Below are 26,508 nucleotides of genomic sequence, written 5' to 3'. Positions count from 1 at the left end.
CGTGGTGGACACACTGATCATCGGTGGCGGTACCGCCGGTTGTGTACTGGCCGCGCGGCTGAGCGAGGACCCCGGGCATACGGTGCGGCTCGTAGAGGCGGGGCCTCGCTGGGCGTCCGCCGCGGATTTCCCGCCGCCGCTGCGCGACAGCGCCGCCCTGCCGCACGAGGAGCGGGCGCCCTGGCTGTGGCGGTACCCGGTGGCCCTCAGCCGGAATCGGCCGGGGCGGATCGTACGTGGTCGCGGTATCGGTGGTTCCGGTTCGGTGAACGGCTGCTACTTCATCCGGGCGGTGGCCCACGATTTCGCTGCCTGGAGCGGTGAGGTCGGCACTTCCGCCTGGGATTTCGAAGCAGTACTGCCGTACCTGCGGGCCCTGGAGAACGATCACGACTACGGGGATCACCCCGGCCACGGGCGTGCGGGCCCGGTACCGGTACGCCGCGTCACCCGGCCCACCCCGCTACTCGAGGAGTTCGGTGCGGCCTGCCTGGACCTCGGTTTCGGCGAGGTGGCGGACTGGAACGCGCTACCGGGCGGCGCCGAATCCGGGGTCGGCCCGGTCCCGTGTACCGTCGGCCCACCCGACGAGATGGGCCGCCACCATCGGATCGGGCCCGCCCAGGCCTATCTGCTGCCCGCGCTCTCCCGGCCCAATCTCACCGTACTCGGCGATACCCTGATCACCCGGCTGCGCTTCGACGGCACCCGGGTGGTGGGTGTGGATCGTCTGTCCGGCGGGAAACTCGAAACCATCTGGGCGGATCGGGTGGTGTTGTGCGCCGGTGCCATCGAATCGGCGGCACTGCTGCTGCGGTCCGGGATCGGGCCTGCCGATCAGCTCGCCGCCCTGGATATCCCGCTGGTGGCCGAGGTGCCGGTCGGGCAGTGGGCCACCGATCATCCGGAGATCGAGATCGACTACCGGCATCCGGCCGCTTCCGGCCGTGCGGTCCCGCTGGAGTACGTGCTGGAATTCGACGATATCGAAATCCGGCCCTACGCGGTCCCGTTCGCCTCCGGTGTCCACCGGATGGGTGTGACATTGATGCGGCCCCACGGGGTCGGCAGTGTCCGGCTGGCCACCGCCGACCCGTTGACCCCGCCCCGCATCGAGCTCAACTACCTGACGACCGTTTCCGATCGGGCCCGCCTCCGGGCCGCGGTGGAACTCACCGGGAAGGTGCTGGAGGCGATGTCGGCCGAATGGATCGGCGCGGGCGATATCACGGACAGGTGGTTGGGGGAGCGGCTCGGTACCTCGCAGCATCTCGCGGGCACCTGCCGGATGGGCCGCGCGGACGATCCGCGGGCGGTCGTCGACGAGCGGTACCGGGTACACGGGGTGCAGGGGTTGTCGGTGGTCGACCTGTCGGTGGTTCCGGTGCCGCTGAGCCGGGGTCCGCAGGCCACCGTCGTGCTGCTCGCCGAACGTGCCACCGCGGATCTGCGCTGAGCGCCGCCCCCGGTATGCCGCTTCCGGTCCGCGCATGTAGTCGATACACGAAATAACCGATGTAGCGCTAACGGATGGCGAACCGCCGAATTCACCCCGGGTACGCGCTCCGCGATCCGGTTGTCGCGGTCGCGGAGCCCTGCGGTATTTTCCTCGGGTGCGGTTCGCCGCGCCGGCCACCTCGGTCGCCGGTGCGACGTTTCCGCACCGCCGCCGACCGGAAGCGAACCGTCACCCGGAGGTGTGACCGTCTGCTGTCGGCATACCCCGACCGACCGCGCCGGAACAACCGGTGTGGCAGGTGAGCTGTATCGGTCGGGGATACAGCTCACCGATGCGGTCGGCGAAATACCAAGCGGCGCCGTGCAATATTGCGTCTCCATTTTCGACACCCCGAGTCGACCTCCCGGTTATCGCGCCGGGAGCGCGTACTCTGGTCCCTCGGGTGGCCTGCTGCGGCAACGGGTTACGGCCACCCGGGATCCGCATCCGGCGCCGGACACGGGGAAGGTACGGCGCCGGTGCGGAACCCCAGCGAATCTTCCGCGACCTCGCAATTCGCGAATTCCCCGAGCGTGGAGATCACCGGCCGGAAGACGTCACCGATATCGACAAGCGATGCTCGATGCCCTCCCGGGAAATCGGCTCGACCACGGTTTCGTTCTGGTCGACAGTGATCAGGTAACGCCCGGCGGCGGGCCGGTCGTCCCGGATATCGACCCAGCTGAGATAGGTGGTCGTATCCCGGTTCCCCACGTGGGGTTCGAGTTTCAGATAACCTTCGGCGGCCCGCGGCGCACGCAGGAAAGCCCGGATCTGCTCCTCGACCGGTGCGCGGCCGGCGCCGTCGCGGAACCAGGTGACCGGCTGTTCTTCACCTCGGACGCGGGGCGTGTACCCCACCATCTTCGGCACCGGCCCCGGTGTATTGACCGGCATCGCCGCGGCGATATGCCGGCTCAGACCGGCCCGGGAGGTGGCCGCCACCTGCACATCCCCGCCCACTTCCGCGGTCGGTCCCGATCGCTGGAACAGTACCGCGCCCGCCTCGCCGACGGCGGCGGCCAGCACCCGAAGACGCCTTTCGGGAAAACGATGGGAATACCCGGTACAGGTGATCCGCAGTTCGGGATCGGCGAGAATTCGAAGAACAGCAAGTAGATCGGGTGCGCTACCGCGTGGGTAGCGTGTGCTGATCTCCTTCACGAGCAGCTGGTATTCGTACTCCGTGGTGGCGGATTCGACGATGCTGACCGGGTCGGGGTAGACATCACGGCCCGTTTCGCCCCAGACCCAGGCGAACTCATCCGGGTCGAACGTCCATTTTCGCTGTCCGTGGTGGGTCATCGTGGTGGGGCGCCGCCCGGATTCTCGATATCCATGATGGGCCCGCTGCCCGTGACGGTGAAGATTTCCGGCTCGGGTGCGGGGGAATTCCCGGCCGCGGACTCGTCCATGATCGGCCCGCTGCCCGTAGCGGTGAAGACGACCGTGTCGGTGGTCGGACTCGGTTCGCTCCGGCCTTCGGCCGGAATCGCGGGAGGCGGGGAGGGGGAAATGTTCCGTACGGGTGGTTCCTGGCCGGCCGGGCCGCTGCCGGACATCTGCTCGTCGGGAGCGTGGTGGGCGGGGCTGGTGCTGGGAGCGTGGTGGGCGGGGCTGGTGCTGGGAGCGTGGTGGGCGGGGCTGGTGCTGGGAGCGTGGTGGGCCGGGCTGGTGCCGGGGGCCCAGCCGACCGGACCGCTGCGAGGGGCTCGACCGGGTGCACCGCTGCTCGGAGCCCGGGTGGACGGGTTGGTACCGGGAAGAGCCGGTTCGGGGGATCCGGTCCGGTTCGGCAGCGGCGTGCCGGTGGTTCCCGCGGACCCATGGGCCGCAGGGGACGTCGGTTCATTCCCGAACTCGCTCCCGAAACCGTCGTACAGCTCTGAACGCGGTACGGAGGCCCGGCTCGCGGGCAACGTTTCGTCCGCTGGGTCCGCGCCGATCACACCGACGGGACTACCCAGACCCTCGGTCCAATCGTCGTGTACGCGCCGCAGATAATCGGGAGCCGAATGCTCGTCGTCGTTCTCCCCGCGCCGGCCGGCGCCGGCCGCGCCCGGCATGGCCGGCATCATCGATCCACGACCGGGGGAAGCTCCGCCGCGAGGCCCTGCGGCGGCCGCGGCCGCGGGCGGGACAGCCGCGGTCCCCGGCCCACCCGGGCCGTTGACCGTCCGGCCGGGTGGTTCCGGACTGCTCGGCCCAGGTGACTGGGTGCCCGGGCCCGGCGCGCCCGGTCCACCCGGTGTGGCCGTGGAACTCGGAGTCACCCCGGCCGGTGTGGTCGCGGCCGGGTCTCCGCCCGGCACTTCACCGGTATCGGGCAGGAGACCTTCGAGCGCGCCCAGTTGCTCCGGATCGAGCGCGAGCGGGTTTTCCCCGCCGGGCGCTACCGGATTCTGCTGGGGTGGCGTTCCGTCGTCGGGCGTCACCGGGGCGGCGCCGGGTGAACCCGGAGGGCTCGGTGACGTCCCTGCGGGAGTGCCGGGCGTATCGCCGCCGATCTGCGGCACCATCACATAGGTGGGTACTCCGGAGCCCGCCGGGGGGTAGGTCGGTTTGTAGATGTTGTTGAGCGCTCGTACCGCTTCCTGCCGGGCCACTTCCTGGGCGGCGCGCGCCTGGTCTGCGTATTCGGGACTCATCAGGCCCGGGAGGACGGATTGCGTGGGATCGTCGGGGTCGATCTGCACCACCGCCGTATTCGGCGGTGGTTGCACGGCCGCACGCAGCGCTTCCGCCGCCCACGCCAGCGCGTCCAACCTGTTGGCCACAGATCCGAAGACTCGCCCGATCTGATTGGCCACCGCCGAATACCGTTCGGCCGCCGCTTGTGCCGCGTCCGCGCTGTCACCGGTCCAGAGTCCTTCTCCGAAGATCCGGTTCATACCCAGCAGATTGAAGGTCGAAAGATTCACCAGATCCGAGTAGTTCTCCCGCCACACCCGCTGCAGGGTGCGGAGGCCGGCCGCGTCCATTCCGCCCGCGCCGTGCACCGCCTCGTACATGGCCTGGTGCGTCCAGCCTTCGAAATGCTCGAGGGTGGTGACGAATTCGGGATCGGTGCCGGCACCGAGGGCCGCGAGTTCCGAATCGCCGGTGGCCACCCGGTTCTGTGCGGCCGTGGACCGCTGCTGCGCGGTTTGTGCTCGTCCGGCGGCGACATAGTCGCCGATTCCCGGCTGGAGTATTTCCGGAATCGCTGGTGTTTCCTGTTCGCTCACGAACAGCCCCCTTCGCCCCATCGGCGCCGGCAGTGGATGCCGTACAGCGCGCCTCAGTATACGTTGCCTTCGCTAACCTTCCGTTCGCCGGTTTCCGGCCGCTCGGATAGGGTCGCACCGCACTGTTGTTCACGGCAACCGGATGATGGCGCCGCGAGTGGGAGGGGGTACCGGTTCGTGCTCGAAGCCGATATGGACCAGTTGAAGAAGCTGGCCGATACGTTGGACAGCGTCGCGGGGGAGATCGACAAAATAGACGTACGCACCACCGGCGACCAGATCGGTGCCGCGCTACCGGGTTGCAACCTGGGCGCGATCTGCGCGCAGACCGGTGAGTTCACCGAAGGCGCGTGGTTGCGGATCGCGCTGCGTATCCAAGCGCTGTCCGGGATCGTCAGGCAGTGCGCCGACGATATGAACACCACGGATCAGCAGTTCGAGGACGAGCTGAACACGATGGATTTCCGACTCCCCGGAGGCGCCGGTCATGCCAACCCGTAAAGAGGTCGAGGCCTGGGACACGGGGAAGCTCTCGGAGTGGGCGACCGAACTCGAAACCGACACCCAGCAGTACGAAACCGAACTCGGCCGCATACTCCAGCACTTCAGCGGCACCAGCTGGTCCGGGCTGGCGCACGATGCGGCGGCCGACCGGTTCACCGAGGAACACGACCAGGGCCGTAAGCTCTCCCAGGAGATCCGCGATGTGGCCGCGGCCTTACGGACGGCGGACCAGCGGCTGGGCAACGAACGCCGGCTCCTGCTGGACAAGGTGGGGGCCGCCGAGAACGATCCCACGTGCCCGGTCCCGCTCCAGGTGGCCGACAACTGGGCGGTATCGGGCACGGGTACGGGGTTGTCCCAAGAGGACCAGCAGACAGTGACCGACAAGGTCCACGCGCACCAGGCCGCCATCAACAACGCCTACTACAGCCTCGCCAACGCGATCAGCGAAATGGGCGTGGGGATCACGACGGCGACCCAGGAGATCAGGGTGCGGGGTGATCTGATCGGTGACGGTGTCGCGGTGACGACACTATCTCCCAACGATTCGGGTGAGCTGGGCAAAGAAGACGGTGAAGCACTCGCTGCCTGGGCGAACGGTTCTCTTCCGGACAAAGAGAACACCGAGACGCTCGAGGAAATCGCCGGTCGGCTACCACAGGGCGGGCTTACGGAGGAGCAGCTGCGCGTCCTTGCCGAGGGCGGTGAGGTCGACTCCCTCCCGGCGGATGTCCAGGAGTACTACCGCAGCCTCTATCAAGCAGCAGGTAAAGACGGAATCCTGGCACTGAGCGAGCATCTGCGTGCCGAAGAGGCGGCGGGAAGCACCGAGGCCGCGGCCCAGCTGGATTCTTTGGCGAACGGCCTGATGATCGTCAGCAACGAGGACATCGGTACCGGCCGCAATCCCGACGGCACCCTGACGAACCCCGGCAGCTACCAGCAACTTCCCGAAAGTGTGCGGCAGCTTCTGGAAGCCCGCCGTACCGATCCCGATCCGCTGGAACCCGATGTTCCAGGGGGTCCGCTGGTGGGCCTGCAGAAGCAGTGGAACGACACCAACGCTCTCGCGGCTCTCCTCGGCGAGGCGAACCCGGGCCACGAGCCGGGCACCGAGTTGGGCACCCAACTCGTCCTGAAATCCTCGGATCTGGTGCAGGACCAGTACACCTGGCCGGGGCGTGACGATGCCGCGGCCCAATTCCTCGATATCGCCGGGCGCAATGCCGACTCCAGCCATCAGATCTGGACGGGCGAAGGGATGCCGGAGGGGTACAAGCCGGAAGAGACCGTGCGCAGTCTCCTCGGCCACGACTGGTCGGATTCCGACAACGGCGCCGCGGCTTCCACCATGATCGACCGAATCACGCAGGAAGCAGGTTTGCCTGCTGACGACCCTAGAAGCGCCAGAGGACGAGAAGCGCTCGCGAGTCTGGGCGCGATGCTCGCACCGGTGGATGACGACGCAGCGTGGGAGAAGACCAAGCAGGGCATTGCCAATAGCCCAGAGCTCTCGTCAGCGGTCAGTAGGGCCGTTGCATCCAATTTGGACGCGGTAAGCGCCCCTCATCAGGCTACGGGTTACGAGGACAGCGTGGTGCATCCCGACGGGAGAGTGCAGTGGAACGGTGAGGAAGCGAACCGCTTACTGCAGCTCGGCGGCTACTCGGAAGAGGGCCGTACCACTCTGACAACAGCTATCGAGCACTACCGGATCACCGAATTGGCACGCGCCATGACCGAAAACCCCCAGAATCCTGCGGCTGTGCTCGCAGCCAGTGATGTAGGTGCCCTTGCCGGGCGTGCCGACAATGCTATCTGGGATGCTTTGATACATCAGGACCAGATGAAGGGTGATGAGGCCCTCAACCCCGACGATGCCATGTACAAAGCAAAGATGATCGGGGCGCAACTTGCCGGGGGGTATCACCGACCAGGCGATTGGAATCTACAAACCCGCGGAAACCGCCCTCGGTATCGCTGGGGTGGAGCCGGGCAGCGTAGTACAAGATCTTGTGATGGAAGCTCTGGGAAAGCCCGAGTATCAATTCCTCGAACGGCCCTCGGAACAGCCGCTCGCTGCTCAAGCCACGAGCAACGCCCACCAAGCAATCTTGACGGCGGCTTTCTCGGCAGGAGTTCTTCCGCCCGAGTTGCAATCGTCCACCGGGCCCATGTCCATCGAGGCTGTTCGTGCTGATGGCCGAACCTCGGCGCTGTTCAACCAATTTTTGGTGGATCAAGGTTTGGCGCAGTTCGTTCAAGACTACGGGCAGTCATATCAGATAAACCTGGGAACCCAAGGCGGCTCGTGACCCGGTCGATAACGTCTGTTCGGCAATTGTATCGGAAAGTTCGATCGGCCATTCGATCGACAGTTTGGTTTCCTTGATAAAAGTGCGGATTCGGCATTAGGGGGAATCGTGGGTGTGTGTATCAAATGGTGACAGTGCTGTCGGTTCCTGGAATTTCAGTCGGGAAGTGCGCCCGCAATGGCGGCGACAATTTCCGTCATGTTATCGCAGGCCCCCTCTCGAGTTTGATTGCGTACGACGGATTTGCTTATTATGAGCGCGCCGTATGGCTTGTCGATCGCGATGCTGCAGACTTTGTCGCTCGCGGTTGTATAGCTCACCGCGTCTCGGTCACCGACTTTGAGGTCGGTAGTGTTTTCGGTTCTTTCCCATACCTCGGAGATTTTTATGTCAGTGGAGCTGATGCTGAGATATCTTTCGGCCACCGTCGAAGGTGACGGTTGTATAGGCAGCCGCCTATCTTCGAAATTGCATCCAACGAAAATAAAATCTCTCGGCAGGTCTTCGCTTCGTTCCCGTGTCAGTGGATCGAATCCGAATTGTTCCACTATGTCGTCGCCCAGCTCCAAGCAGGGGTCGGGCGCCGAAAAAGCCGACTCCTCGGGGGTCTGGTGCTGGATCGGAGGAACCTGTACCGCGATCTTCGGAGGTATTGGCGAGGTGGGCGTTACCGGGGTTATTTGCTCCTGTGCTCCAGAACATGCGGCGGAAAATACAATAGTGAGTACTGCGGCATTCAGTATCGGTAAATTTCTCATTCCATTCCAGCTCTCGCTTGTGTTGTGCGTATTGGGGTTTTGTGTCGTGCCCGATGCCGTGAAGAGAACGCGGGGACCGCATCGATATGCCCTCATGGGCCGATAGAGCTTTGCCGGATAACCGTTCCGGCGGAATCGAGGTCAATCCGGCATGGCCGAATGGATTGTCGCAGCGATCTCTTGCATATGGTCGCAGGGCTTCTCTGCCGTAAGCGCGCTTGCAACGCTTTTTCCTACGCTGAGAGTGCCGTATGACGTCTCGACAACGATATAGCAGGCACCGGCTACCTGGCTGGTGTAGCTAATCGCTTCACTGCCGTTCACTCGGGTCGCCGTGGAATTCGAGCCCTCCCTGGCTCGGAACTCTTCGAGTGTAACGTTCGTAGAGTTTACGAAAAGAGTTCGAGTAGGTGCCATTTGCTGAAATTTGTCCTGCTCCATATGTTTGAACTGGCACCCGACGAAGGAGTAGGTGTCGAATATTCGGTCGATTCTCTCCCTGGTATGGGGATCGAATCCGGCCTCCGTGACATCATCATCCCCCAACTCGCTGCAGGGGTCGTGGGTCACTGGAGCCCGTCCTTTGTTTACTTGGCTCGATGTAGGCGGAACGGAAACTGCGATACTCGGCGCTGTTATGACTGGTGAAGGAGCCGCCGATGAGGTCGCTTCGTCCGTCTGGCCGACGCATGAGCTGACCAGGGCAACGGCTAATACCGCCGGAAAAAGCGTCCCTCTGATTCTCATTGCTGTTCCCCGAGTCCGCCGTTCTCGGCCACAAAACGTGTTATCGCGGCATTGCACTGATCCGCCTCGGCGAGGAGGTTACCGGAGCGGAAGTATGCTTCTTGGAGCCGCATCGCTCCTTCGATCAGTTGTTTGAGGACATTCAAGCCATCGACTGCCTTTCGGCCGAAGCCCTGCTGCAACTGCGTCGCTGATTCGAAGCCCCCGAAACCTTGCGGGTCTGCCGCCGTTTGCAGTCTGTCCCATATTTCCTGGAGTCCGACGATCATCTTCTGATACTCGGCTGCGGCCTGGCGCGCGACATCCGGTTCGTATTTGATGATTCCCGAAGCGGCTGCGTTGCTGAATGCCGCGATCTGCGCCTGGCCGTAGTCGATATCGGTCTGGTTCATCTGTGGGACCCCCTCAGCAGCTCCGTGGATCAGGCTAACAGAAGGGGGAGGTTGGAGCGGGTCCGTAGCGCTAGGCGGGCTGGGTATCGCAACTGCCGCCTTACTGGTTCGGGGCCCGTGTCGGCCGGAAACCGGATACATCGATGAGTCAGGTTTCTCGGTAGAGGCGTTCGCAGGGGAGGCGGGGGAGGCCGCGGGGTGGGCCGGGGAGGACGGCGGCCGAATGGGTTCCGTGATGGGCTCTCCACTCCTGGAGAAAAACGTGGGCGACGGCGGGGTGGGCTCGGTAGTCCATGCGTAGACCGTGCAGGTACACGGTGAGGTGCACGTCGTCCTCGTCGGACAGCGGGTCGGGGCGGTGGGGCATGGTTATGCCTGGTCGAGGCCGGTGAGTAGGCGGTGGAGGATATCGAGCGGTGGGGATGTGCGGGAAATGGTGGGCTCGGCGGCCGGGTAGGGGATCCCACGGGCGGCGGCTCGTTGACGGGGACTGCGGGTGGCGGGGACCAGTTTGCCGGCCTCGGCCAGCCGGGTGAACGCGGCGGCCTTGCGTGGGCAGTCGAGTGGGTTACATGCCCGGTGCACCTGCATGGTCCGGTGCGCTTCGGCCAGCTGCAAGCGGTCGTCGGGCGCGCTGTGCCAATCTTCCGGCAGCCAAATGGGTTCGGGGGTGCTGTCTCCGGCGTCGGAGTGGGCCTTCATCCAGAGCTGCTCGGGGCAGACAGTGATGAGGTCGCAGACCTCGCATACGGGGCCGGGTAGATCGTCGATGTGGGCGAGGTCGGGCACGATGAGTGTGGTCGCGCCTATTCCACGGACGATATCGAGTGCGCTGGACGTCGGATCAGGCGCCGAATCGTGCTGGAGTCGCACGACATAGACCAGGGTTTGACCCTGGCGCCGCGCGAGCTGCCGGATGGCATCGGTGTGCCGGATATGGTGGTGCCCGGAGAGATCGGTCCGGAGGTAGCCGATCGCTCGGGGACGGTGGGGATCACATATTGCGGACGCCGGGTATCTCGTCATGGATCGTTCCCTTCGAGTCGGTGACGGACCCGACGGCCGGGGCTCAGTGGCCACCGCTGGGCTCGCATCGGTGCGATCCCGGCAGTGTCTCGGATGCTGCATGCACTGGAATGCTCTGCGCTATGGGCGTATCCGAGGCTTCCCGACCATCGGGGCGGATTCAGTAGACACCGAAAACCAGCCACTGGACGGTCCATTCAGGACTATCCTTCGGATTGGCTGGACGTCCAGCCTAGGTAGTTCCAGTAAGGGCAGGCCCAGTAAGGACCACCTGGAAAAGCGAGGGCGGGAAATGGCTATTGGTTCGACTCTTCCGCGGCGTGCGCTCGGTCGGCGTCTCCGGGAGTTGCGGCTCGAGAAAAAGAAGAGCCAGTTGGCGGCGGGGCTGGCGATCGAGGTTTCCAAGCAGGGCATCGGCAGACTGGAGGAGGGACAGCCGGTCCGCATCAGCACGGCGCAGTTCCGCGATCTATTGGACTTCTACGGAGCCGATGATGAGGCAAAGGCCGAGGTTTTGGGGCTGCTCCAGGAAGTCAAGGCGGCCAAAGGTGACCCGTCCCGAGGGTGGTGGCGTGCATACGCCGATGTGGTGAATCCGCACTTCGACCACTTCATGAGCCTGGAACAGGCGTGTTCGGGCATGACGACATTTCAGCTCACTCTGTTGCCCGGGCTGCTGCAAACTCCTGACTACCGCAGGTGGATTGTGAAGACGACAGACCCCGGAATGTCTGCTGTGGATGTAGAACGGCGGTTGGAGCTGACCGAACGGCGGCAACGCCGAATAGCCGAGGACCCCGAGTTTTCTTTGAGCGTCATACTTTCGGAATCGGCCTTGCGTCATCAGGTGGGCGGGCGCGAAGTCATGAGGGGGCAGCTACAACACCTTTTGGCGGTTGCGTCTCGATCGAATGTTTCTCTGCGGGCAATACCGTTCGGCGTCGGCGGCCACTTCGGGCTGGTGGTCCAGTCCTTCACGTTGTTCGAGTTCCCGCCTCTCCACGTTGGTCGATCGCCTGAGCCTCCCGTCGTATTCGTCGAGGGGTTCACCGGAGCGTTGTTCCTCGAGGAGCGCGATGTGATCGAGCGGCACAGAGAAGCGGTGACGAATCTTCGCCAGGTAGCGTTGAACGAGGACGACACCCGGCGTCTGATGCAGGAAATCGCAGAGGAGTATGCGACGTGACCAGGGATCTATCCGACGCGCACTGGTTCAAGAGCAGTTACAGCCAAGCGGGCGGAGATTGCGTCGAGGTCGCGCACATGACCGATGCCGTCGGTGTCCGTGATTCGAAGAACCCCACCGGTCCGGTGCTCTCCTTCGATCCGGATGTCTGGGCCGAGTTCATCGGGACTATTTCGGCCGGTCGGTAAGGCGCCCCGCCGGTTCCGAGGCGATGTCCCGCAACCGGCGGTGCGTTCAGCCGGTCCAAGCGGACAACACATCTTCGGGACCCCACACGAGATCGGCTCCGGAGCCCTGTACCCCGGACCTGGTAGCGACGATCAGACCTGTCTCTCCGGGCTCGTAGCCGGGAATCTGCGCGGCCGCCTTGTGCAGTGCGGCCAGGTCGTGGTCGTCGAACGGCGTATCCAGCCATTTGATGGATCCCGCGAAATACACGTGCTGCGCTATCGGGGCGCGGTCGGCGCCGACCAGGTCGACTTCGGGATCGAAGCGGCGGTTCCACCAACCACCCACTGTCTCCGCTTCCGGCCAGGGCAGGTCACCGGCGAGGGCGGCGAGTTCCAGCGCCTCCCGGATCAGCGGCTCGATCGCTCGGCCGCGCCAGGTGGACCACCGCCGCTGAATCAATCGGAAGGCGCTCATGTACCGTCCCCGGCGGGAAAGTTCCTGCGCGGAGCGCAGAATCGCCAGGTAGAGCCGGAGGTTGCTGTCTGCCACCCGGTACAGCGCGGGTTTGCCCGGTCGGGTGGACAGGGGTTGGTCCATCGCCAGAACTCGTTTGTCCTGGGTGAGTCGCCGCAGGATCGGTGACAGACTTCCCGAGGCGATCGCTCCGGCGCGGCCCCCCGCGGTGGCAGCGATATTCGCGTGGGTGCGGTCGCCGCCGCCGACCGCTTCGAGTACGCGCCGGGTTTGATCAGGGGCGGGGAATTCGGCCAGTAGTGCGGATTCGGGGACGCTGAACAGCGGTGCCGCCGGGTCCACGGATTCCCGCGCCAGGAAGTCCATGGGTGGGGTTCCGCGCGGCCAGCTGCGCAAAATGCCCGGCAGGCCCCCGGTGATGAGATGCGCGTCCAGGGCGTCCGCCGCGTCGAGTCCGGTAGCGGCGGCGATCTCGGCGGGATCGAGTGGCCCCAGGGTGAGATTGTCGGCGCGGCCGAAAAAGGGCTGGTCGTATGCGGTGAGGCGCTCCATCATATGCAGATCGCTGCCCAGGAGCAGCAGGAGAACCGGCCGCCGGGACAGCAGCCGATCCCAGGCCGTTTGCAAGACGCCGTCGAAGCTCGCGTCCTGCTCCGCCAACCAGGGCAACTCGTCGATCACCACTATCGCCGGGCCAGAGGGTAACGCCCCCGCCAGTATCCGGAAGGCGTCGGCCCACGATCCCGCCGATTCCGGGATGGCCGCGGGATCGGTGACCAGCGATGACTCCCGTAGCTCGAGCAGGAAGGCGGCCAGCGATTCGGCTGGGCCGGCGCCTTTGGTAGCCGTGAAATAGACGTACGGCCGGGCTGCGCGGTCACAGAATTCCTGGACGAGTCGAGACTTGCCCACCTGGCGGCGGCCCCGAATGGCCACCGAAATACCGGCGGCGGATTCGGTGACCCGGCGCAACCGGATGTCGAGCGTGTGGAGTTCGTTCTGTCTGCCGACGAATCCGGACACAGGCACCCCTTCCAGCCATCCTTTATGTAGATAGTATCTACGTAGATTGTTTCTACATAGATTGCGGCGTGGGATCGGCGCACTGCCGGAGCGCAGGAGGTTCGATCCAACGATGCCTACGGTCGCTGCCTGGGTACCGGGACCGAGCGTCTTCGCTGGGCCACGTGTATCACCCGGAGATGGAAAGCTTCTGCTCAGAGCACGGTAAGCGGTGGATTTCGAGCACGGGAGTTCGCATACGGCCGAGCGGAGAAGCGGCCGAGACGCTGGAGCGTCTGTTGTTCAGGCGAAGACTTCCTCGAGGGTGGTGGCGGTGAGGATGCGGTGGAGCCAGATGCGGAACTGTTCGGGGCTGCCCGTGCGGATGGTGTGGAGGGTTGTTTCGGGTACCGCGCCGAACTTGGCGGTGAGTTGAGCGACCAGGATTTCCGCTCGGGTTTCTGCGCGGCCTTCTGCGCGGAGCCGTTCGGCGGTGGTCATCAGTGCCTCCTTGGCTCGGGGACCGAGTTGTTCGATCAGGGGGTCGAGGTCGTTTTCGGTGGTATCGCCGACTATCAGTATGTAGGAAAGAACGGCCTGCAGCTCCGCTGTTCCGTGTGGGCCGGACGCCAGGACGCGCAGGTCGTCGATCAGGTCCAGCATATCGGTGCCGAGGTCGGGATTGTCCGGTGCGATTTTGTGCAGCGCCAGCATGACGCGGGTGGCGGGGGTGACGTAGCGGGCGTGAAGCGCGGGCAGGTCGATGGCGGCGATATCGTCGAGCACGAACCGGAGGCGACGGGTTGGCGGGCACGGCTGCGAAGCTACGCAACCGGGCGGGCCCGGCTCAAATGAGATTCTTCTGTTTCCTGATGCGGCGGCGGACGTCTGCCATCAGGGCGTAGCTGCCGCCGTGGCGGAGGAAGCGGGGGATGAAGCGGTTCACGAAACCGACGAAGAGGAAAAGGTTTTCGAAGCGGCGCTGGTCGGCGGCGGACCATTCGACCCGCATCTGTTCGCGGAAATAGGGGCTCAGGAAACCGATGGTGAGGAACCGGAGCAGGCCGCGGAAGGGGATGCGCAGGTACCAGTGGATCATGCGCAGGTTCAGGAGGTCGTCGAGGTAGGAGCGCACATAGTCGTCGAGTACCGCCTGCTCGCAAGCCTTGTTCCAGTATTCGTCGAATTCGGCCCGGGTGGCCGGCCACATCTCCTCGGTGACCTGCAGGGTGGTGCCGAGTGAGGACGAGGAACGGTAGAACGCCTCGTTCTGCTCGGGGCTCATCCGGCCCGCGAGCAGCTGGTAGGTGTCCTCGAAACCGATGTACAGGCAGGCGGCGACCCAGAGTTGGAGGTCGCGGTCGAAAGCGTTGTACTTCACCGCGGCGCCGGGTTCGGACCGCACCTGGCGGTGGGCCACGTTCACCGCCTCCCGGAACGCCTTTTTCTCCTCGTCGTCGCCGAGGATGGCCACGGCCAGGTACTGGGTGGTGGTACGGGCCCGTTTCCACGGGCGTTTCATCAGCGATCCCGATTCCACCTTGCTCTCCGCGACGCCGTAACCGACGCCGGGGCGCGCCATCTGCATGATGACGTTGGCGGCCGCCCCGGCGAACTGCCAGAAGTCGAGCGCGTCGGTGAGCTGGAGGGGGCGCTTGGTGAAGGGCCGGTGTGTGGTGCCGATATGGATCCGGGTCTGCTCCGTGGTCAGCGCGGGGGCGGGGGCGGGGGTGCGCGAACCGGGTGTTTGCGGGGGGTGTGCTGCGGCGGTCATGGGTGTCCTTCCCCGGGGAACTGGTGTGGTTTAAGTTACTCCAGATTCTGCCCGCAGTCATCATCATTTGTGGAACATTCGCTAACTTTTGTCCCGCTTTGTCCGTCCGGATATGCGCCTGGAACAGGGAGCTTCATCGGGTTCGCGCGAGACGATCTTGCCGAAAACCTTCCACGTGGACAGGAATCGTGCGTAACATACGGCTCCGACCCCAACCGTCTCAGACGTTCCCCGGCGGGGAGGGTGCGCAGCGGTCGGTCAAGGAAGGAGCACGACATGCTCAAACGGCTGGATCGCATATTCAGCTACGAGATGAAGGTGTCCGAGTTCGTGGGCACCTTCGTCATCCTCGGCATCCCGTACGGGCTCATCGGTCTGGTCTGGAGTCTGACGCATACCTCGCATCTGCGTGAGATGCACGGACTGGATGTGATCATCTCGTTTCTCGGTTCGATCGTGTGCTGGCCCGTGCTCACCTTCTCGAATGTGTACATGACCTGATGATGGCTCTGGTGTGGCTCATCGACATCTTGGTCGTCATCGTCAAGATCCTCGGTGGGCGGATGAAAGTGAACCCGGTTCTGCGATTCGGTCTCTGGCTCGCCCTGCTGTGCGTACTCGCCGCCGGGACAGCGGTCCTCGGGGCCGGGCTGGTACTGCTCCAGCAGTACCTCACCGGTGGTCTCGATACGACCGGATCGGAACTGCCATGGTGACCACCGGGCCGGCCGCGTCCGGCGAACGCGCGGACCGCACCGACCTCGAGCAGGCGGTCGACGATCTGAAGGGCCTGTGGAAACGACATCCGCAGCGCTCCCTGGAAACCCTGGGGCGGCAGGTCACACTGGGTCGTGAGGCAGTGGCCAAAACCTTCAAGTCCGTTGTCGCGCGCCGATTCCCCTTCGAAGAGTTCGCCAAGCAGTGCGCGTTCATGGCCAATGTCTCCGCCGCGCCGACGATTTTCGTCGCCATGCCGATCGCGGTCGTGGTGTCGATCCAGATCGGTGCGCTGGTGAACCAGGTCGGCGCGACCACGTTCATCGGTGCGGTGGCGGGCCTGGGCATCATCAGACAGGGCGCGCCGCTGGTGACCTCGCTGATGATCGCGGGCGCGGTCGGCTCGGCCATCTGCGCGGATCTCGGCTCCCGGACCATCCGGGAGGAAATCGACGCCATGATGGTGATGGGGGTGAACCCCGTCCGGCGGCTGGTCGCGCCCAGGCTGGCGGCAGCCGTGCTGGTGAGCATGCTGCTGTGCGGATTCATCGTGTTCGTCGGATTCGCGACGGCCTATATGTTCAACGTGTACGCCCAATCGGGCACCCCGGGGTCGTTCATCGGCTCCTTCGCCTCGTTCGCCGTCGCCAACGATATGGCGGTGGCGCTGGTGAAATCGGCCGTCTTCGGGGTGCTGACCGCGATCATCGCCTGCGATATCGGCCTACACGCCCAGGGCGGCCCCGGCGGCGTGGCCAACGCCGTGAACTCGGCGGTGGTGTCCTCGGCGCTGATGCTGTTCGCGACGAACATCATCATCACGCAGATCTACAACACCGTCTTCCCGGCGAAGGTGATCTGACGTGGGCGCCCCGTACACTCCGCCCGCGCTGAAACCCGTCCGGATGGTCGCCGCCGCGGCGGCCGTACCACGGGCGGCCAACCGCCGGCTCGGCCACCAGGCCATCACCTTCGTCCAAGCGCTGATCGCGACCCCCTTCGTGCTGAAGCACTATCGCAAGGAAGTGCTCCGGCTGACCGCCGACGTGGGCTGGGGAAACGGCTCGCTGATCGTGGGCGGCGGCACCGTCGGCGTGGTGATCATCCTGTGCGGTTTCGGCGGTATCACGGTGGGGATGGAGGCGTTCAGCGCGCTGAACCTGCTGACCATGGGCCCGCTCACCGGCGCCATCTCCGGCTTCGCGACCACCCGTGAGTTAGCGCCGATTCTGGCGACCCTGGCCTTCGCGATCCAAGCGGGCTGCCGGTTCACCGCGCAGCTGGGTTCCATGCGGATCGCCGAGGAGATCGACGCGCTCGAATCCATTGCCATCCGGCCACTGCCGTATCTGGTGACCACCCGGATGATCGCCGCCACACTCACCATCATCCCGCTGTACAGCGTCGGCCTGGCCGTGGCCTACCTGGCGACGAAACTCTCGGTGCTGCTACTGGGCGGAACCTCCGCCGGCACCTACGACCATTATTTCTTCCAGTTCCTCATTGGAGGCGACCTGTTCTTCTCGCTGCTCAAGGTCGTGGTTTTCGTCATGCTGGCCACCTTCATCCAGTGCTACTACGGCTATTTCGCCACCGGCGGCCCGGAAGGCGTAGGGGTGGCGGCAGGGCAGGCGATCAAGATGGTGATCGTCGTCATGGTGTTCGCGAATCTGTTCTTGACACTGGCGATCTGGGGGATCGACCCCGGATTCCGGATTTCGGGGTGAGGCGTCGATGATCATCGATCACAGCGGCCGGGGGCCGCGACCGTGGCATATGACGGCGGCGGGGTTGGCGATGCTCACCCTGCTGGCCGTGCTGCTGAGCCTGCTGGGGCTGCGGTACACGGGCCGTTTCGAGGACCGGGTGCCGGTCCGGGCGGTGCTCACCAGCACCGGAGACGGTCTGCCCGAGCGGGCGGACGTGAAGTTTCGCGGCATGGTGGTGGGAGCGGTGACCGCCGTGGATGTGGTGGCCGCCGGGAAACGGCAGCAGGTGCGCATCGACCTCGATCCCCGTATCGCGCCGACCATTCCGGACAACGTGACCGCCCGCGTGATACCGAACAACCTTTTCGGTGTGACGGCTATCGAACTGGTCGACAACGGTGCCACCGCCGGACGACTCGCCGAAGGGGCGGAGATCGCCGAGGACACCAGCACGGAAACCGTGCAGTTGCAGACCACTTTGACCGTACTGCGCGATGTCCTGCAGAACATCCAGCCGGAGAAGCTCGGCCGCGTGCTGGCGACCTTCGCCGAGGCGCTCGATCCGGGCGCCCGCGCACCCGGATCCACGGTGGAGCGGCTGGACAAATGGGTCACCGAGGTGCGGCATATCGAGGGGGTGGGAGACCTGCTCGGTGATCTGGGCCGGGCCACCACCGCACTGAGCGCCTCGGCGCCGGAACTGGTGAGCGTGCTCTCGGAATCGGTGACCACCGCGCGCACACTCACCGAGCGCCGGGAGAACCTGATCACCATGCTCGCCACCGCGAGCGGTGCCGTGGATTCGGTGAACGGCCTGTTCGCCCGCAGCCCCGACGCCGCCAAGGAACTGGTGCCCGGCCTGGACAGCCTGTTCGGAGCACTGTCCCAGGATCCGGAGGCCATCCCGACCGCGGTGGCCGACCTCAATGCCGCACTGGCGAAACTGGCACCCTCGTTCAGCTGGGGCGCACAAGGACAGATGCGGTGGAACATGGACGTTTCGTTCACCCCGTTCCAGCAGTACACCGCGCAGGACTGCCCGCGCTACGGAGATATGGCCGGACCCCGCTGCGGTGGGCCCTCGGTTCCGCGGACCGCGCCCCCGCAGGAATATCCACCGTCCCTGTTGCCGGGCCGGCTCGACAGCGCGGGCCCCGAACCGCAGGCGCCGGCGGCACCGGCCGCCGTCCCCGCCGTACCGCTGCTCCCCGATATCACCGGAGTGCCAGGGCTACCCGGTCTACCCGCGATACCCGGCATCACGGTCCCGTTGTTCCCGGGGACCCAGGATGCCCACGTTCCCGGATCGCCGCCCGTACCCGCTGCCCCCGCCCCGGCCGGTGGCGCTCCCGCCGGGCAACCCGCCCCCGCCGCGCCGGTGCCCTCGGGCGCGCCGATCGCACAGCTGCGCGGGCATGCCGCCGTGACCGCGCTGCTCGGCCGGCAGCCCAGCACCGCCGAACTGCTGTTGCTCACCTCGGTGCTGGCGGGCGGCCGGATCGACGTCTACCCCGAGGGAGCCGCCTGATGCGTCTGGCGAAGACAATCACCGGATTCAGTCTCTTCGCGGTCATCGCGATCGTGCTCACCTACACCATCTGGTCCACCCTGCAGCGTTCGGTGCCCGGCGAGACCGAAACGTATTCGGCCACGTTCACCGACGTGATGGGTGTGCGGGTCGGCGACGATGTGCGCATGGCCGGGGTCCGGGTGGGGCGGGTGGATTCGATCGAATTCGAACCGGACTACAAGGTCCGGCTCGTACTGCGGATCGAGGAACGGCAGCGGCTCACCGACACCACCAAAGCGCTGGTGCGGTACCAGAATCTGATCGGCCAGCGCTATATCGCGTTGCTCCCCGGTGAGCAGCGGGGCACCGAGATTCCGCCCGGCTCGCATATCCCGGTGCAACGGACCGAACCGTCGTTCGACGTCTCGGCCCTGCTCTCCGGTTTCGAACCGCTGTTCAGCGTGCTGCAACCGGACCAGGTGAATTCGCTTTCGGACACCCTCATCCAGGCCCTCCAGGGTGACGGGGTCTCCCTGAGCGCCCTCATCACCCAGGCCGCCGAACTGGCGAACACCTTCGGACAGCGCGACGAAATCCTGGGCGCGGTGATCACCAACCTGAGCAGCGTGATCGCCGGGCTGGCCAATCGCAGTGCGGAACTGGAAACCCTGATAACCCAGACCAGAGGGTTGATGGACGCGCTGTACGCGGAAGGGGAAACCTTGAAGAGCTCGGTGGATCAGGTGGCGTATTCCACCGATTCGCTCACCAACCTCATCGCCGCCGTCAAACCGGATGTGGTTCTCGCCCAGAACGAGGCCACCACCGCGGTGGAGCTCCTGCTGCTCAACGGCGCCTCGCTGGACCAGGCGGCGATCGAGCTGCCGAACGTGTTCAACGGCCTGGCCCGGTTCACCGGTTACGGCGCCTACGGCAACGCCTACATATGCAGCCTGGACGTTTCCCTGTGGGGGGTGCTCCTACCGCCGGGCCTGTTCTCCCGGGTCGGTGGCGATTCGCATTCGGAGGTGTGCCGCTGATGCCCCGGCTCCCGCGCTACACCGAGAACAGATTCCTCTGGCAGGGGCTGATCGCGGCGGCGGCCGTCGCGGCCCTCGTACTCGGATCCAGTGTGCTCTCCCAGATGCGGCTCACCGACAAAACGGTGACCGCGGAATTCGCGCAGGCCGCCGGTATGCGGCCGGGTGCGACGGTGGACGTGTCCGGTATCGAGGTCGGCGAGGTGCGCGCGGTCCGGCTGGCCGGTGACAAGGTCGAGGTGGTGATGAAGATCAGCCGGGACATCCGGCTGGCCACCGACGCCCGGGCCGCCATCAAGATGTCCACCATCCTCGGCCGGCTGCATATCGAACTGATTCCCGGCTCCGGAGCGGAATCCGCGGACGACCGGATTCCGCTGGCCAATACCACCGTGCCGTACAACCTGGCCAAAGTGATCCAGGACCCGATGTACACATCCTCGTTCGAACGTATCGAGCGGATCGACCCGGACAAACTACGGCAGGCACTGGACGTGTTCTCCCGGCAGATGGGGGAGTCGCCGGAACTGGCGGTGACCGCGCTGGATTCGATCGGCTCACTGGCGAAGGTGATCAACGACCGGCGCGACGAGGTCGAAACCCTGCTGCGGAGCATGGACCAGGTATCGCAACTGGTCGCCGACAACCAGAACAGCGTGCTGATGCTGCTGACCCGCGGTGAGGCGATCGGCAACGCCGTCGCCCTACGCCAGGATCTGCTGCGCCGGCTGCTGGACAACGTGGCGGCGCTGTCGGGACTGCTGCGGGATATGGGTGTGGAGAACAACGGTCAGCTGGGGCCGCTGATCCAGAACCTGAACACGATGACCGAGGGCCTGGAGAAGAACAAGGACAACCTGGACCGGTTGTACGAGATCATGCCGGTGAGTCTGCGGCAGTTCAACAACGTCATCGGTAACGGGCCCTACGCCGATGTGTGGGCGCCCTGGATCCTCCCGGACAACTGGCTCTGCTTCGCGCAGGTAGTGGAGGGGTGTGGCATATGAGCCCGCGCAAAATACTGCGGATACTGGCGGCCGGGATCGCCGGGCTGTGCGCGGCCGGCTGTTCGGTACTGCCGGACAGCATCGCCGGACTACCGGAACAGTATCTCGGCGAACACATCCGGATCAGCGCCGATTTCGAGAACGTGGCCGGACTGTACGCGGGAAACGAGGTCGCGGTGCTCGGGGTGCCGGTGGGACGGGTCGAAACGGTCACCCCGCGCGGCAGTTACGTCGAGGTCACCATGGCGCTGGACGAAGACGTCCGGGTTCCGGCGGATGCCATGGCCGCACTGATCTCGCCGCAGCTCATCACCAACCGGCATGTCGAACTCGCCCCCGCCTACAGCGGTACCGGGCCGACCCTGACCGACGGGACGCATATCCCGCTGGAACGCACCCGGGTGCCCGTGGAACTCGATCGCATCCTGGAGAACTTCGACCAGCTCGGTGCGGCACTCAAAGGTGACAACGAGGCGGGTCCGCTGGCCAGCCGGGTGCTGTTCCCGCTGTTGGAAGGCAACGGCGACAGGCTGCGCGAAACACTCGACGATCTCTCCGCCGCGTTCGAGGTGACCTTCGCGAACAAAGACCAGATAGCCAACACCATCATCAAGCTGAACGAGATCACGCAGGTGGTCGCGCAGAACGACCGGACGGTGCGCGATTTCAGCGCCCGGCTCACCGAACTGGTGCAATTGATGGGCGAACAATCACCCGGTCTGCACGCGGTGCTCATCCAGCTCAACGATTTCGTGAACAACACCTCCACCCTGGTGGGGCAGAACCGCGACCAGCTGGCCGGCGCATTGGCCAGGTTCGTGGATATCACCGGGCAGATGCGAATGAACGCGCGCGGCCTCACCGAACTGGTGGACGTCGGCCCGCTGTTCTTCGAGAACCTCGCCAATACGGTGAGCCACGAACACCAGGCCTTCCGCGTGCACGCGCTGCTGGACAAAGCACTGCTCGACAACGAGATGCTGTCCACGTTCTGCGAACGGATCCAGCTGCGTTCGGACGGTTGCCGTACCGGCCGGATCCAGGATTTCGGGCCCGATTTCGGGCTCACCGCCGCACTGCTGGGTTTGACGCGATGAGGATCGGGAGCCGGATGTATCGGAAATTCCTGGTGACGGCGGTATCGGCCGCGGTACTCGCGACCTCGGGCTGCGGGGCGGTGACGGTGCAGAATGTGCCGATGCCGGAGCCGGGTATCGGCGGGCCCGGGTACACGGTCCGCGCCCGCTTCGAAGACGCGCTCAACCTGCCGGACCGAGCGCACGTGAAGATCGGCGGCACCGATATCGGGGTGGTCACCGGCATATCCACCACCGATTTCGTCGCGGATGTGGATCTGCTGATCCGCGAGGACATCCGATTGCCCCGCGGGACCACCGCCGAACTACGGCAGGCCACCCCGCTGGGCGATATCTTCATCGCCATGACCCTCCCCCGGGAGGATCCGAACGCGCCGATCCTCGGCGAGGGAGATGTCATCGATACCGACCACACCGGCGCCGGTGCGTCGGTGGAGGAACTCATGGTCTCGGTATCGCTGCTGCTCAACGGTGGCGGGCTGAACCAGGCGGCGCGGATCACCGCGGAAATGGATTCGATGTTCTCCGGCCGCGCGCCCCAACTGGCGCATCTGATCACCGAGATGACCCAGGTGTTGAGCGCACTGAACGCGCGGACCGCCGATATCGACAGTGTGCTGCACGGCGTCAATCTGCTGACCGGTGAACTCGCGGCACGTAAACAAGAACTGGGCTTGGCCGCGGACACCTTCCCCGACCTGCTGGGACTGGTGGCGGAGAACAACCGCGACATCACGGCACTGATCCAGAAGATCTCGGTGACGATGGCGGCCCTCGGTGACTTCACCGATACCACCGGCCCCGAATTCCTCAGCCTGTTCGACAGCATCCGCCGCCTCATGGGCGGATTCACGGCAATGGGAGACAATCTGCGGCAGACCCTCGAAGGGCTGCACACGCTGTACCCGTCACTGGAACAATCGTTCGAAGGCCCCACCCTGGCGGTCGCCGCACGGATCTCCTACCTGAGTGTCGGCGCTCTGACCGACCCGAACGGCAGCCGGCTGCCCGAAGGGTCGGACGTTCCGGCATTCATCGGCAGCCTGGCCCAGGTGCTGCAGAAGATCCAGGGCCGGTTGACCAGCCCGCCGCAGCAGCCGCAACCGGCGCCGCAGGGAGGTACCCGATGAATATTCCGCTCTGGAACTGGCTGGTCCGGCACCGGATCGGGGTGGCGAATATCGGCCTGGTCGTCGTACTGGTCGTGGGGTGCGGATACCTCGGTTCCGAGGTGCTGCGGGTCGATTTCGTACCGAACAGCACCTACCGGGTGACGGTGGAGCTGACCGGGTCGGGTGGACTGCTGGCCGATAACGACGTCAACTTCCGCGGGACCCGGGTGGGGCGGGTCGCCGAAGTCCGGGTATCGGACACGGGAATCGAAGCGGTGGCCGAAATAGATTCGGGGGTGCGGATCCCGGTGGGCGGCACCGTGGTGGTGGGGCGTCTGTCCGCGGTGGGCGAACAGTACCTGGATTTCCGGCCCGACGCGGACACCGGGCCGTACCTGCGCGACGGGGACCGGGTGGCGGTCGAACGCACTCGTATACCGGTGACCGTGCAGTCCCTGCTGGCGAATATGAGTGCCATGATCAACGGCCTGAACCCGGAACGGCTCACCGTGATCGTGGACGAACTGGACAAGGCGCTGGCGGGTGGACCGGACCGGTTGCGCAATATGATCTCCGGGATCAGCCGGGCGATGGCGGGACTGGAGAACCTGTTGCCCCAGACCCGGCAACTCATCGAGAATCTGACCGTGATCGCGGAAACCACCCAGTACGCGCAGCCCGATCTCAGCACGCTGACCGGTTCCGCGAGCGCCCTGTTCCAGCAGTTGACCGCCGCCGATCAAGAGGTCCGCCGGTTGTTGGACCTGGCTCCCGGCCAGCTGGCCACGCTGAGCGGTTTCGTCGCCGAAACCCAGGACCCCATCACCAACCTGGTGACCAACTTCGTGGCCATCACCCGCGCGGCGAAACTACGGCAACCCGCCATCGCGGCACTGTTCCCCGCCCTGCGGGCCGGTACCGCGGCGCTGAACGTTCCGGTGAAGGACGGGGTGTTCAACACTCTGGTGGATATCTGGCCCCGGCCCACCTGCGAATACAACACCATTCCCGTGGTCCCCACCGAACGCACCGCCGATACTCGCGTCCGGTTGTACAACTACTGCGTCACCAACGACCCGGCGCTGCAGGTGCGTGGTTCGGCCAACGCTCCCCGCCCGAACGTGCCCGACAACACGGCCGGTCCGCCGCCGGGAGTCAGCGGTGACGAACTGTCCCGGCCCATCCCGGGTCGTTAGGAGTAAGACGGAGATGAGTGACGAACCGCCGGAATCGGCGACCACGGACCCGGGGGCCGGCGAACCGGCCGGTGAACCCGCGCAGACGAGCGACCGGACGACGGCCGCTCCCGCCGGAACGGACAGCACCGCAACGGAACCCGCCGGCCCGGACGAGCAGGCCGACGGATCGCCGGGTGCCCCGCGCCGCCCGCTGGTATTCGCCGGCCTCGCCGCGGGTCTGGCGCTGCTCCTCGGCGCGCTCGGGTTCGCCGGGTACCTGTTCGTCCGGGAACAGAACACAGCGGAGCTGCTCGCCGCACACGAAGAGGTACGGCAGGCCGCCTGCCGATACGCGCCGGTACTGGCCAACTACGACGCCGAGAACCTGGACCCCTACTTCTCGGCGGTTCTGGCCGGGGCCACCGGGGATTGGAAGAAGGAATTCGAAACCACCACCACGGAACTCCGTGAGGCCCTGACGGCGGGACAGGTGGTGTCGACGGCCGACGATATCCAATGTGCCGTGAAATCCGCCGATGCCACGACCGCGGAGGCGGTGGTGGTGATCGAGCAGACCATCACCAGCCTCGGCACCAAGGGACAACCCGCACCCGGACAGCTGGCCATGGTGATGCGAATGGAGAAAACCGACGGACGCTGGCTGGTCAATCAGATGAACACGGTGCTGTAGTTCCGGCGGCGCCTGCGGCGCCGCGGCTAGGGGGACTCGGCGCCGTAGAGAACGGTGCGCATGAGCAGGGCCACCCGTTGCTGGGAGGCGATCGGTACGGTGCCGAAGGCGCGTCCCAGGTCGACCACCAGGGCGAAGGCGGCGTGCACCAGGAAGCGGGTCTGCGGGCCGGAGAGATCGGTGCGGATCTGCCGGACCAACCGTGCCCACTCCTCCACGCTCAGCCGTTGCACATTACGCAGGGCGGCGCGTTCCTCGGAGGGAACGTGCTGGAATTCCGTGTAATAGACGAAGGTCAGTTCCCGCTCCTCGAAGGAACCCGCGACGTACTGGTCGACGAGCGAATCGAGTGCCTCACGTGGCCCGGGTGCGGCGGCCACCGCGGGGCCGATGGCGCTGGACACCCGCTCGGCCGCGCGGCGGAAAGCAGCGGTGAGCAGATCGCTTTTGCCCCGATAGAACCGGTACACCGCGGAAGCGGCGGAAAGCCCCGCGGCGGTGGCGATATCCTCCACGCTCACATTCGGGTATCCGCGGGCGTGGAAGAGTTCGACACCTTTGCGGAGCAACAGCTCGTGTTTGAACGAATCCGGAATCTCCACCGGCGGTGCGAGTTCGATCTCCGACGGCGGCGGGAGGGTCACCTCGACGAGTCGCATACCGGTGTCGACCAGCAGGTTGACCAGAGATTTCGGGGGAAGCGCGGCGTGATGGTCGGCGATACTGGTGATGATGGACAGCAGAGCGACCACGAGCACGCTCCGATCACCCGTGCGGAGAGCGGGGGCGTACGCGGCGAGCCGGTCGTCCAGCACGTCCAGGACCGCGGCCTGCTGCTCGGCCCGGATCGCCCGATCGGCGGGCTCCAGGTAGCGCCCCTCCCAGCGCACCAGCGCCACACTGGCCCGGTTGGCGACCGTCACCGTGCTGAGTGCTTCCAGTACCTGCCGCAGGCTCTCCCGCGGGGTACGGTCCGCGGTCTCCTCCGGCAGCCGCACCGATTCGGCCATGGCCGCGCCCACCCGCAGTGATTCCTCCTGGAACAGCGCGTACTTGCTCGGATAGTGCCGGTACAGCGCGGCCGAGCTGATGCCCAGACCACCGGCGATATCCTCCATGCTCACACTGTGGTAGCCGAGCGAACCGAACGCCTGGGCGGCCGCCGCCGCGATCTGCGCGCGGCGGTTCTTGGGCCGGCGCCGCACCGGGCGGGGCGCCTCCTCGGGTTTCCGAGCGTCGGCCGTGCCCGCGACCAGCTCGTCGTCCCGCCCCCTCGCATGCGCCGATGGCGAGGACGGCCGGGCCCGGCGATTGTCGACGCTCATCCCGTAATCCTAACTTCGGCTCACCAGCCGAGATGCCACGCACCCCGC

General features: G+C 65.5%; 27 protein-coding genes. 16 read left to right on the top strand and 11 right to left on the bottom strand.

Annotation, left to right across the window (positions count from 1 at the left end):
- Nucleotide 1: 1 nt before the first annotated feature.
- Nucleotides 2–1,456 carry a mycofactocin dehydrogenase MftG gene (gene mftG, locus ACYR7D_RS03130; RefSeq protein WP_459548127.1) on the top strand — a complete coding sequence of 485 codons (1,455 nt, stop codon included), beginning with the start codon at nt 2–4 and terminating at the stop codon, nt 1,454–1,456.
- 582 nt (nt 1,457–2,038) lie between these two features.
- Here the strand turns inward: mftG and ACYR7D_RS03125 are convergent.
- Both ACYR7D_RS03125 and ACYR7D_RS03120 read right to left on the bottom strand, forming a co-directional pair.
- Nucleotides 2,039–2,803 (bottom strand): ESX secretion-associated protein EspG, encoded by a 765-nt coding sequence (locus ACYR7D_RS03125; protein ID WP_459548126.1) that lies wholly within the window; start codon nt 2,801–2,803, stop codon nt 2,039–2,041.
- Nucleotides 2,800–4,725, bottom strand: a complete 1,926-nt coding sequence (locus tag ACYR7D_RS03120; RefSeq protein WP_459548125.1) for a hypothetical protein — start codon at nt 4,723–4,725, stop codon at nt 2,800–2,802. The genes ACYR7D_RS03125 and ACYR7D_RS03120 overlap by 4 nt, the downstream gene beginning before the upstream one ends.
- A gap of 177 nt (nt 4,726–4,902) precedes the next feature.
- Between ACYR7D_RS03120 and ACYR7D_RS03115 the strand changes: the two genes are divergently transcribed.
- Complete coding sequence (locus tag ACYR7D_RS03115; protein WP_459548124.1) at nt 4,903–5,226, top strand: hypothetical protein; 324 nt, start codon at nt 4,903–4,905, stop codon at nt 5,224–5,226.
- Entirely contained in the window at nt 5,213–7,429 is a 2,217-nt protein-coding gene (locus ACYR7D_RS03110; RefSeq protein ID WP_459548123.1) for a TPR repeat region-containing protein, read from the top strand. Before ACYR7D_RS03115 ends, ACYR7D_RS03110 begins: the two co-directional genes overlap by 14 nt.
- Nucleotides 7,430–7,699: 270 nt before the next feature.
- Here ACYR7D_RS03110 and ACYR7D_RS03105 read toward each other — a convergent pair whose 3' ends face one another.
- From ACYR7D_RS03105 to ACYR7D_RS03085, 5 genes are all read right to left on the bottom strand, one after another.
- Nucleotides 7,700–8,302, bottom strand: coding sequence for a DUF3558 family protein (locus tag ACYR7D_RS03105; RefSeq protein WP_459548122.1), 603 nt, complete (start codon nt 8,300–8,302; stop codon nt 7,700–7,702).
- Between the two features lie 141 nt (nt 8,303–8,443).
- Nucleotides 8,444–9,049 (bottom strand): DUF3558 family protein, encoded by a 606-nt coding sequence (locus tag ACYR7D_RS03100; RefSeq protein WP_459548121.1) that lies wholly within the window; start codon nt 9,047–9,049, stop codon nt 8,444–8,446.
- Nucleotides 9,046–9,441: a hypothetical protein gene (locus ACYR7D_RS03095; protein WP_459548120.1), complete on the bottom strand. Its 396-nt coding sequence runs from the start codon at nt 9,439–9,441 to the stop codon at nt 9,046–9,048. Before ACYR7D_RS03095 ends, ACYR7D_RS03100 begins: the two co-directional genes overlap by 4 nt.
- A gap of 148 nt (nt 9,442–9,589) precedes the next feature.
- On the bottom strand, nt 9,590–9,808 hold the full coding sequence (locus tag ACYR7D_RS03090) for a hypothetical protein (RefSeq protein ID WP_459548119.1): 219 nt from the start codon (nt 9,806–9,808) through the stop codon (nt 9,590–9,592).
- Between the two features lie 2 nt (nt 9,809–9,810).
- A complete protein-coding gene (locus ACYR7D_RS03085) occupies nt 9,811–10,467 on the bottom strand; it encodes a hypothetical protein (protein WP_459548118.1) in 657 nt (218 codons plus the stop codon).
- Here ACYR7D_RS03085 and ACYR7D_RS03080 point away from each other — a divergent pair.
- Both ACYR7D_RS03080 and ACYR7D_RS03075 read left to right on the top strand, forming a co-directional pair.
- Nucleotides 10,466–11,653, top strand: coding sequence for a DUF5753 domain-containing protein (locus ACYR7D_RS03080; protein WP_459548117.1), 1,188 nt, complete (start codon nt 10,466–10,468; stop codon nt 11,651–11,653). The genes ACYR7D_RS03085 and ACYR7D_RS03080 overlap by 2 nt on opposite strands.
- A complete protein-coding gene (locus ACYR7D_RS03075; RefSeq protein ID WP_459548116.1) occupies nt 11,650–11,841 on the top strand; it encodes a DUF397 domain-containing protein in 192 nt (63 codons plus the stop codon). The genes ACYR7D_RS03080 and ACYR7D_RS03075 overlap by 4 nt, the downstream gene beginning before the upstream one ends.
- Before the next feature lie 46 nt (nt 11,842–11,887).
- On the opposite strand, the gene ACYR7D_RS03070 is transcribed toward ACYR7D_RS03075, so the two are convergent.
- The 3 genes from ACYR7D_RS03070 to ACYR7D_RS03060 form a co-directional block, all read right to left on the bottom strand.
- A complete protein-coding gene (locus ACYR7D_RS03070; RefSeq protein ID WP_459548115.1) occupies nt 11,888–13,327 on the bottom strand; it encodes an AAA family ATPase in 1,440 nt (479 codons plus the stop codon).
- A gap of 276 nt (nt 13,328–13,603) precedes the next feature.
- Nucleotides 13,604–14,086 carry an RpnC/YadD family protein gene (locus ACYR7D_RS03065; RefSeq protein ID WP_459548114.1) on the bottom strand — a complete coding sequence of 161 codons (483 nt, stop codon included), beginning with the start codon at nt 14,084–14,086 and terminating at the stop codon, nt 13,604–13,606.
- A gap of 61 nt (nt 14,087–14,147) precedes the next feature.
- Entirely contained in the window at nt 14,148–15,074 is a 927-nt protein-coding gene (locus ACYR7D_RS03060) for an oxygenase MpaB family protein (protein ID WP_459548113.1), read from the bottom strand.
- A gap of 276 nt (nt 15,075–15,350) precedes the next feature.
- On the opposite strand from ACYR7D_RS03060, the gene ACYR7D_RS03055 reads away from it, so the two are divergent.
- From ACYR7D_RS03055 to ACYR7D_RS03005, 11 genes are read left to right on the top strand one after another with little or no spacing between them, the layout of a single operon-like run.
- Nucleotides 15,351–15,575, top strand: coding sequence for a hypothetical protein (locus ACYR7D_RS03055; protein WP_459548112.1), 225 nt, complete (start codon nt 15,351–15,353; stop codon nt 15,573–15,575).
- Nucleotides 15,575–15,790, top strand: coding sequence for a hypothetical protein (locus ACYR7D_RS03050; protein ID WP_459548111.1), 216 nt, complete (start codon nt 15,575–15,577; stop codon nt 15,788–15,790). Before ACYR7D_RS03055 ends, ACYR7D_RS03050 begins: the two co-directional genes overlap by 1 nt.
- The gene (locus ACYR7D_RS03045; RefSeq protein WP_459548110.1) at nt 15,784–16,653 is read left to right on the top strand and encodes an MlaE family ABC transporter permease; all 870 of its coding nucleotides are present in this window, start codon (nt 15,784–15,786) and stop codon (nt 16,651–16,653) included. Before ACYR7D_RS03050 ends, ACYR7D_RS03045 begins: the two co-directional genes overlap by 7 nt.
- A 1-nt stretch (nt 16,654) precedes the next feature.
- Entirely contained in the window at nt 16,655–17,518 is an 864-nt protein-coding gene (locus ACYR7D_RS03040) for an ABC transporter permease (RefSeq protein ID WP_459548109.1), read from the top strand.
- 7 nt (nt 17,519–17,525) lie between these two features.
- The gene (locus ACYR7D_RS03035) at nt 17,526–19,028 is read left to right on the top strand and encodes an MlaD family protein (RefSeq protein ID WP_459548108.1); all 1,503 of its coding nucleotides are present in this window, start codon (nt 17,526–17,528) and stop codon (nt 19,026–19,028) included.
- Nucleotides 19,028–20,050, top strand: a complete 1,023-nt coding sequence (locus ACYR7D_RS03030) for an MCE family protein (RefSeq protein WP_459548107.1) — start codon at nt 19,028–19,030, stop codon at nt 20,048–20,050. The genes ACYR7D_RS03035 and ACYR7D_RS03030 overlap by 1 nt, the downstream gene beginning before the upstream one ends.
- Entirely contained in the window at nt 20,050–21,057 is a 1,008-nt protein-coding gene (locus ACYR7D_RS03025) for an MCE family protein (RefSeq protein ID WP_459548106.1), read from the top strand. Before ACYR7D_RS03030 ends, ACYR7D_RS03025 begins: the two co-directional genes overlap by 1 nt.
- A complete protein-coding gene (locus ACYR7D_RS03020; protein ID WP_459548105.1) occupies nt 21,054–22,154 on the top strand; it encodes an MCE family protein in 1,101 nt (366 codons plus the stop codon). The genes ACYR7D_RS03025 and ACYR7D_RS03020 overlap by 4 nt, the downstream gene beginning before the upstream one ends.
- A gap of 14 nt (nt 22,155–22,168) precedes the next feature.
- A complete protein-coding gene (locus tag ACYR7D_RS03015; protein WP_459548104.1) occupies nt 22,169–23,284 on the top strand; it encodes an MCE family protein in 1,116 nt (371 codons plus the stop codon).
- Nucleotides 23,281–24,462 carry an MCE family protein gene (locus ACYR7D_RS03010; RefSeq protein ID WP_459548103.1) on the top strand — a complete coding sequence of 394 codons (1,182 nt, stop codon included), beginning with the start codon at nt 23,281–23,283 and terminating at the stop codon, nt 24,460–24,462. The genes ACYR7D_RS03015 and ACYR7D_RS03010 overlap by 4 nt, the downstream gene beginning before the upstream one ends.
- Before the next feature lie 13 nt (nt 24,463–24,475).
- Entirely contained in the window at nt 24,476–25,135 is a 660-nt protein-coding gene (locus tag ACYR7D_RS03005; protein ID WP_459548102.1) for a hypothetical protein, read from the top strand.
- A 26-nt stretch (nt 25,136–25,161) separates the two neighbouring features.
- Here ACYR7D_RS03005 and ACYR7D_RS03000 read toward each other — a convergent pair whose 3' ends face one another.
- Complete coding sequence (locus ACYR7D_RS03000) at nt 25,162–26,460, bottom strand: TetR/AcrR family transcriptional regulator (RefSeq protein ID WP_459548101.1); 1,299 nt, start codon at nt 26,458–26,460, stop codon at nt 25,162–25,164.
- Between the last annotated feature and the right edge of the window lie 48 nt (nt 26,461–26,508).

It is taken from the genome of Nocardia sp. X0981 (assembly GCF_977089955.1).
This window is presented reverse-complemented; position numbering and strand designations above follow the sequence as displayed.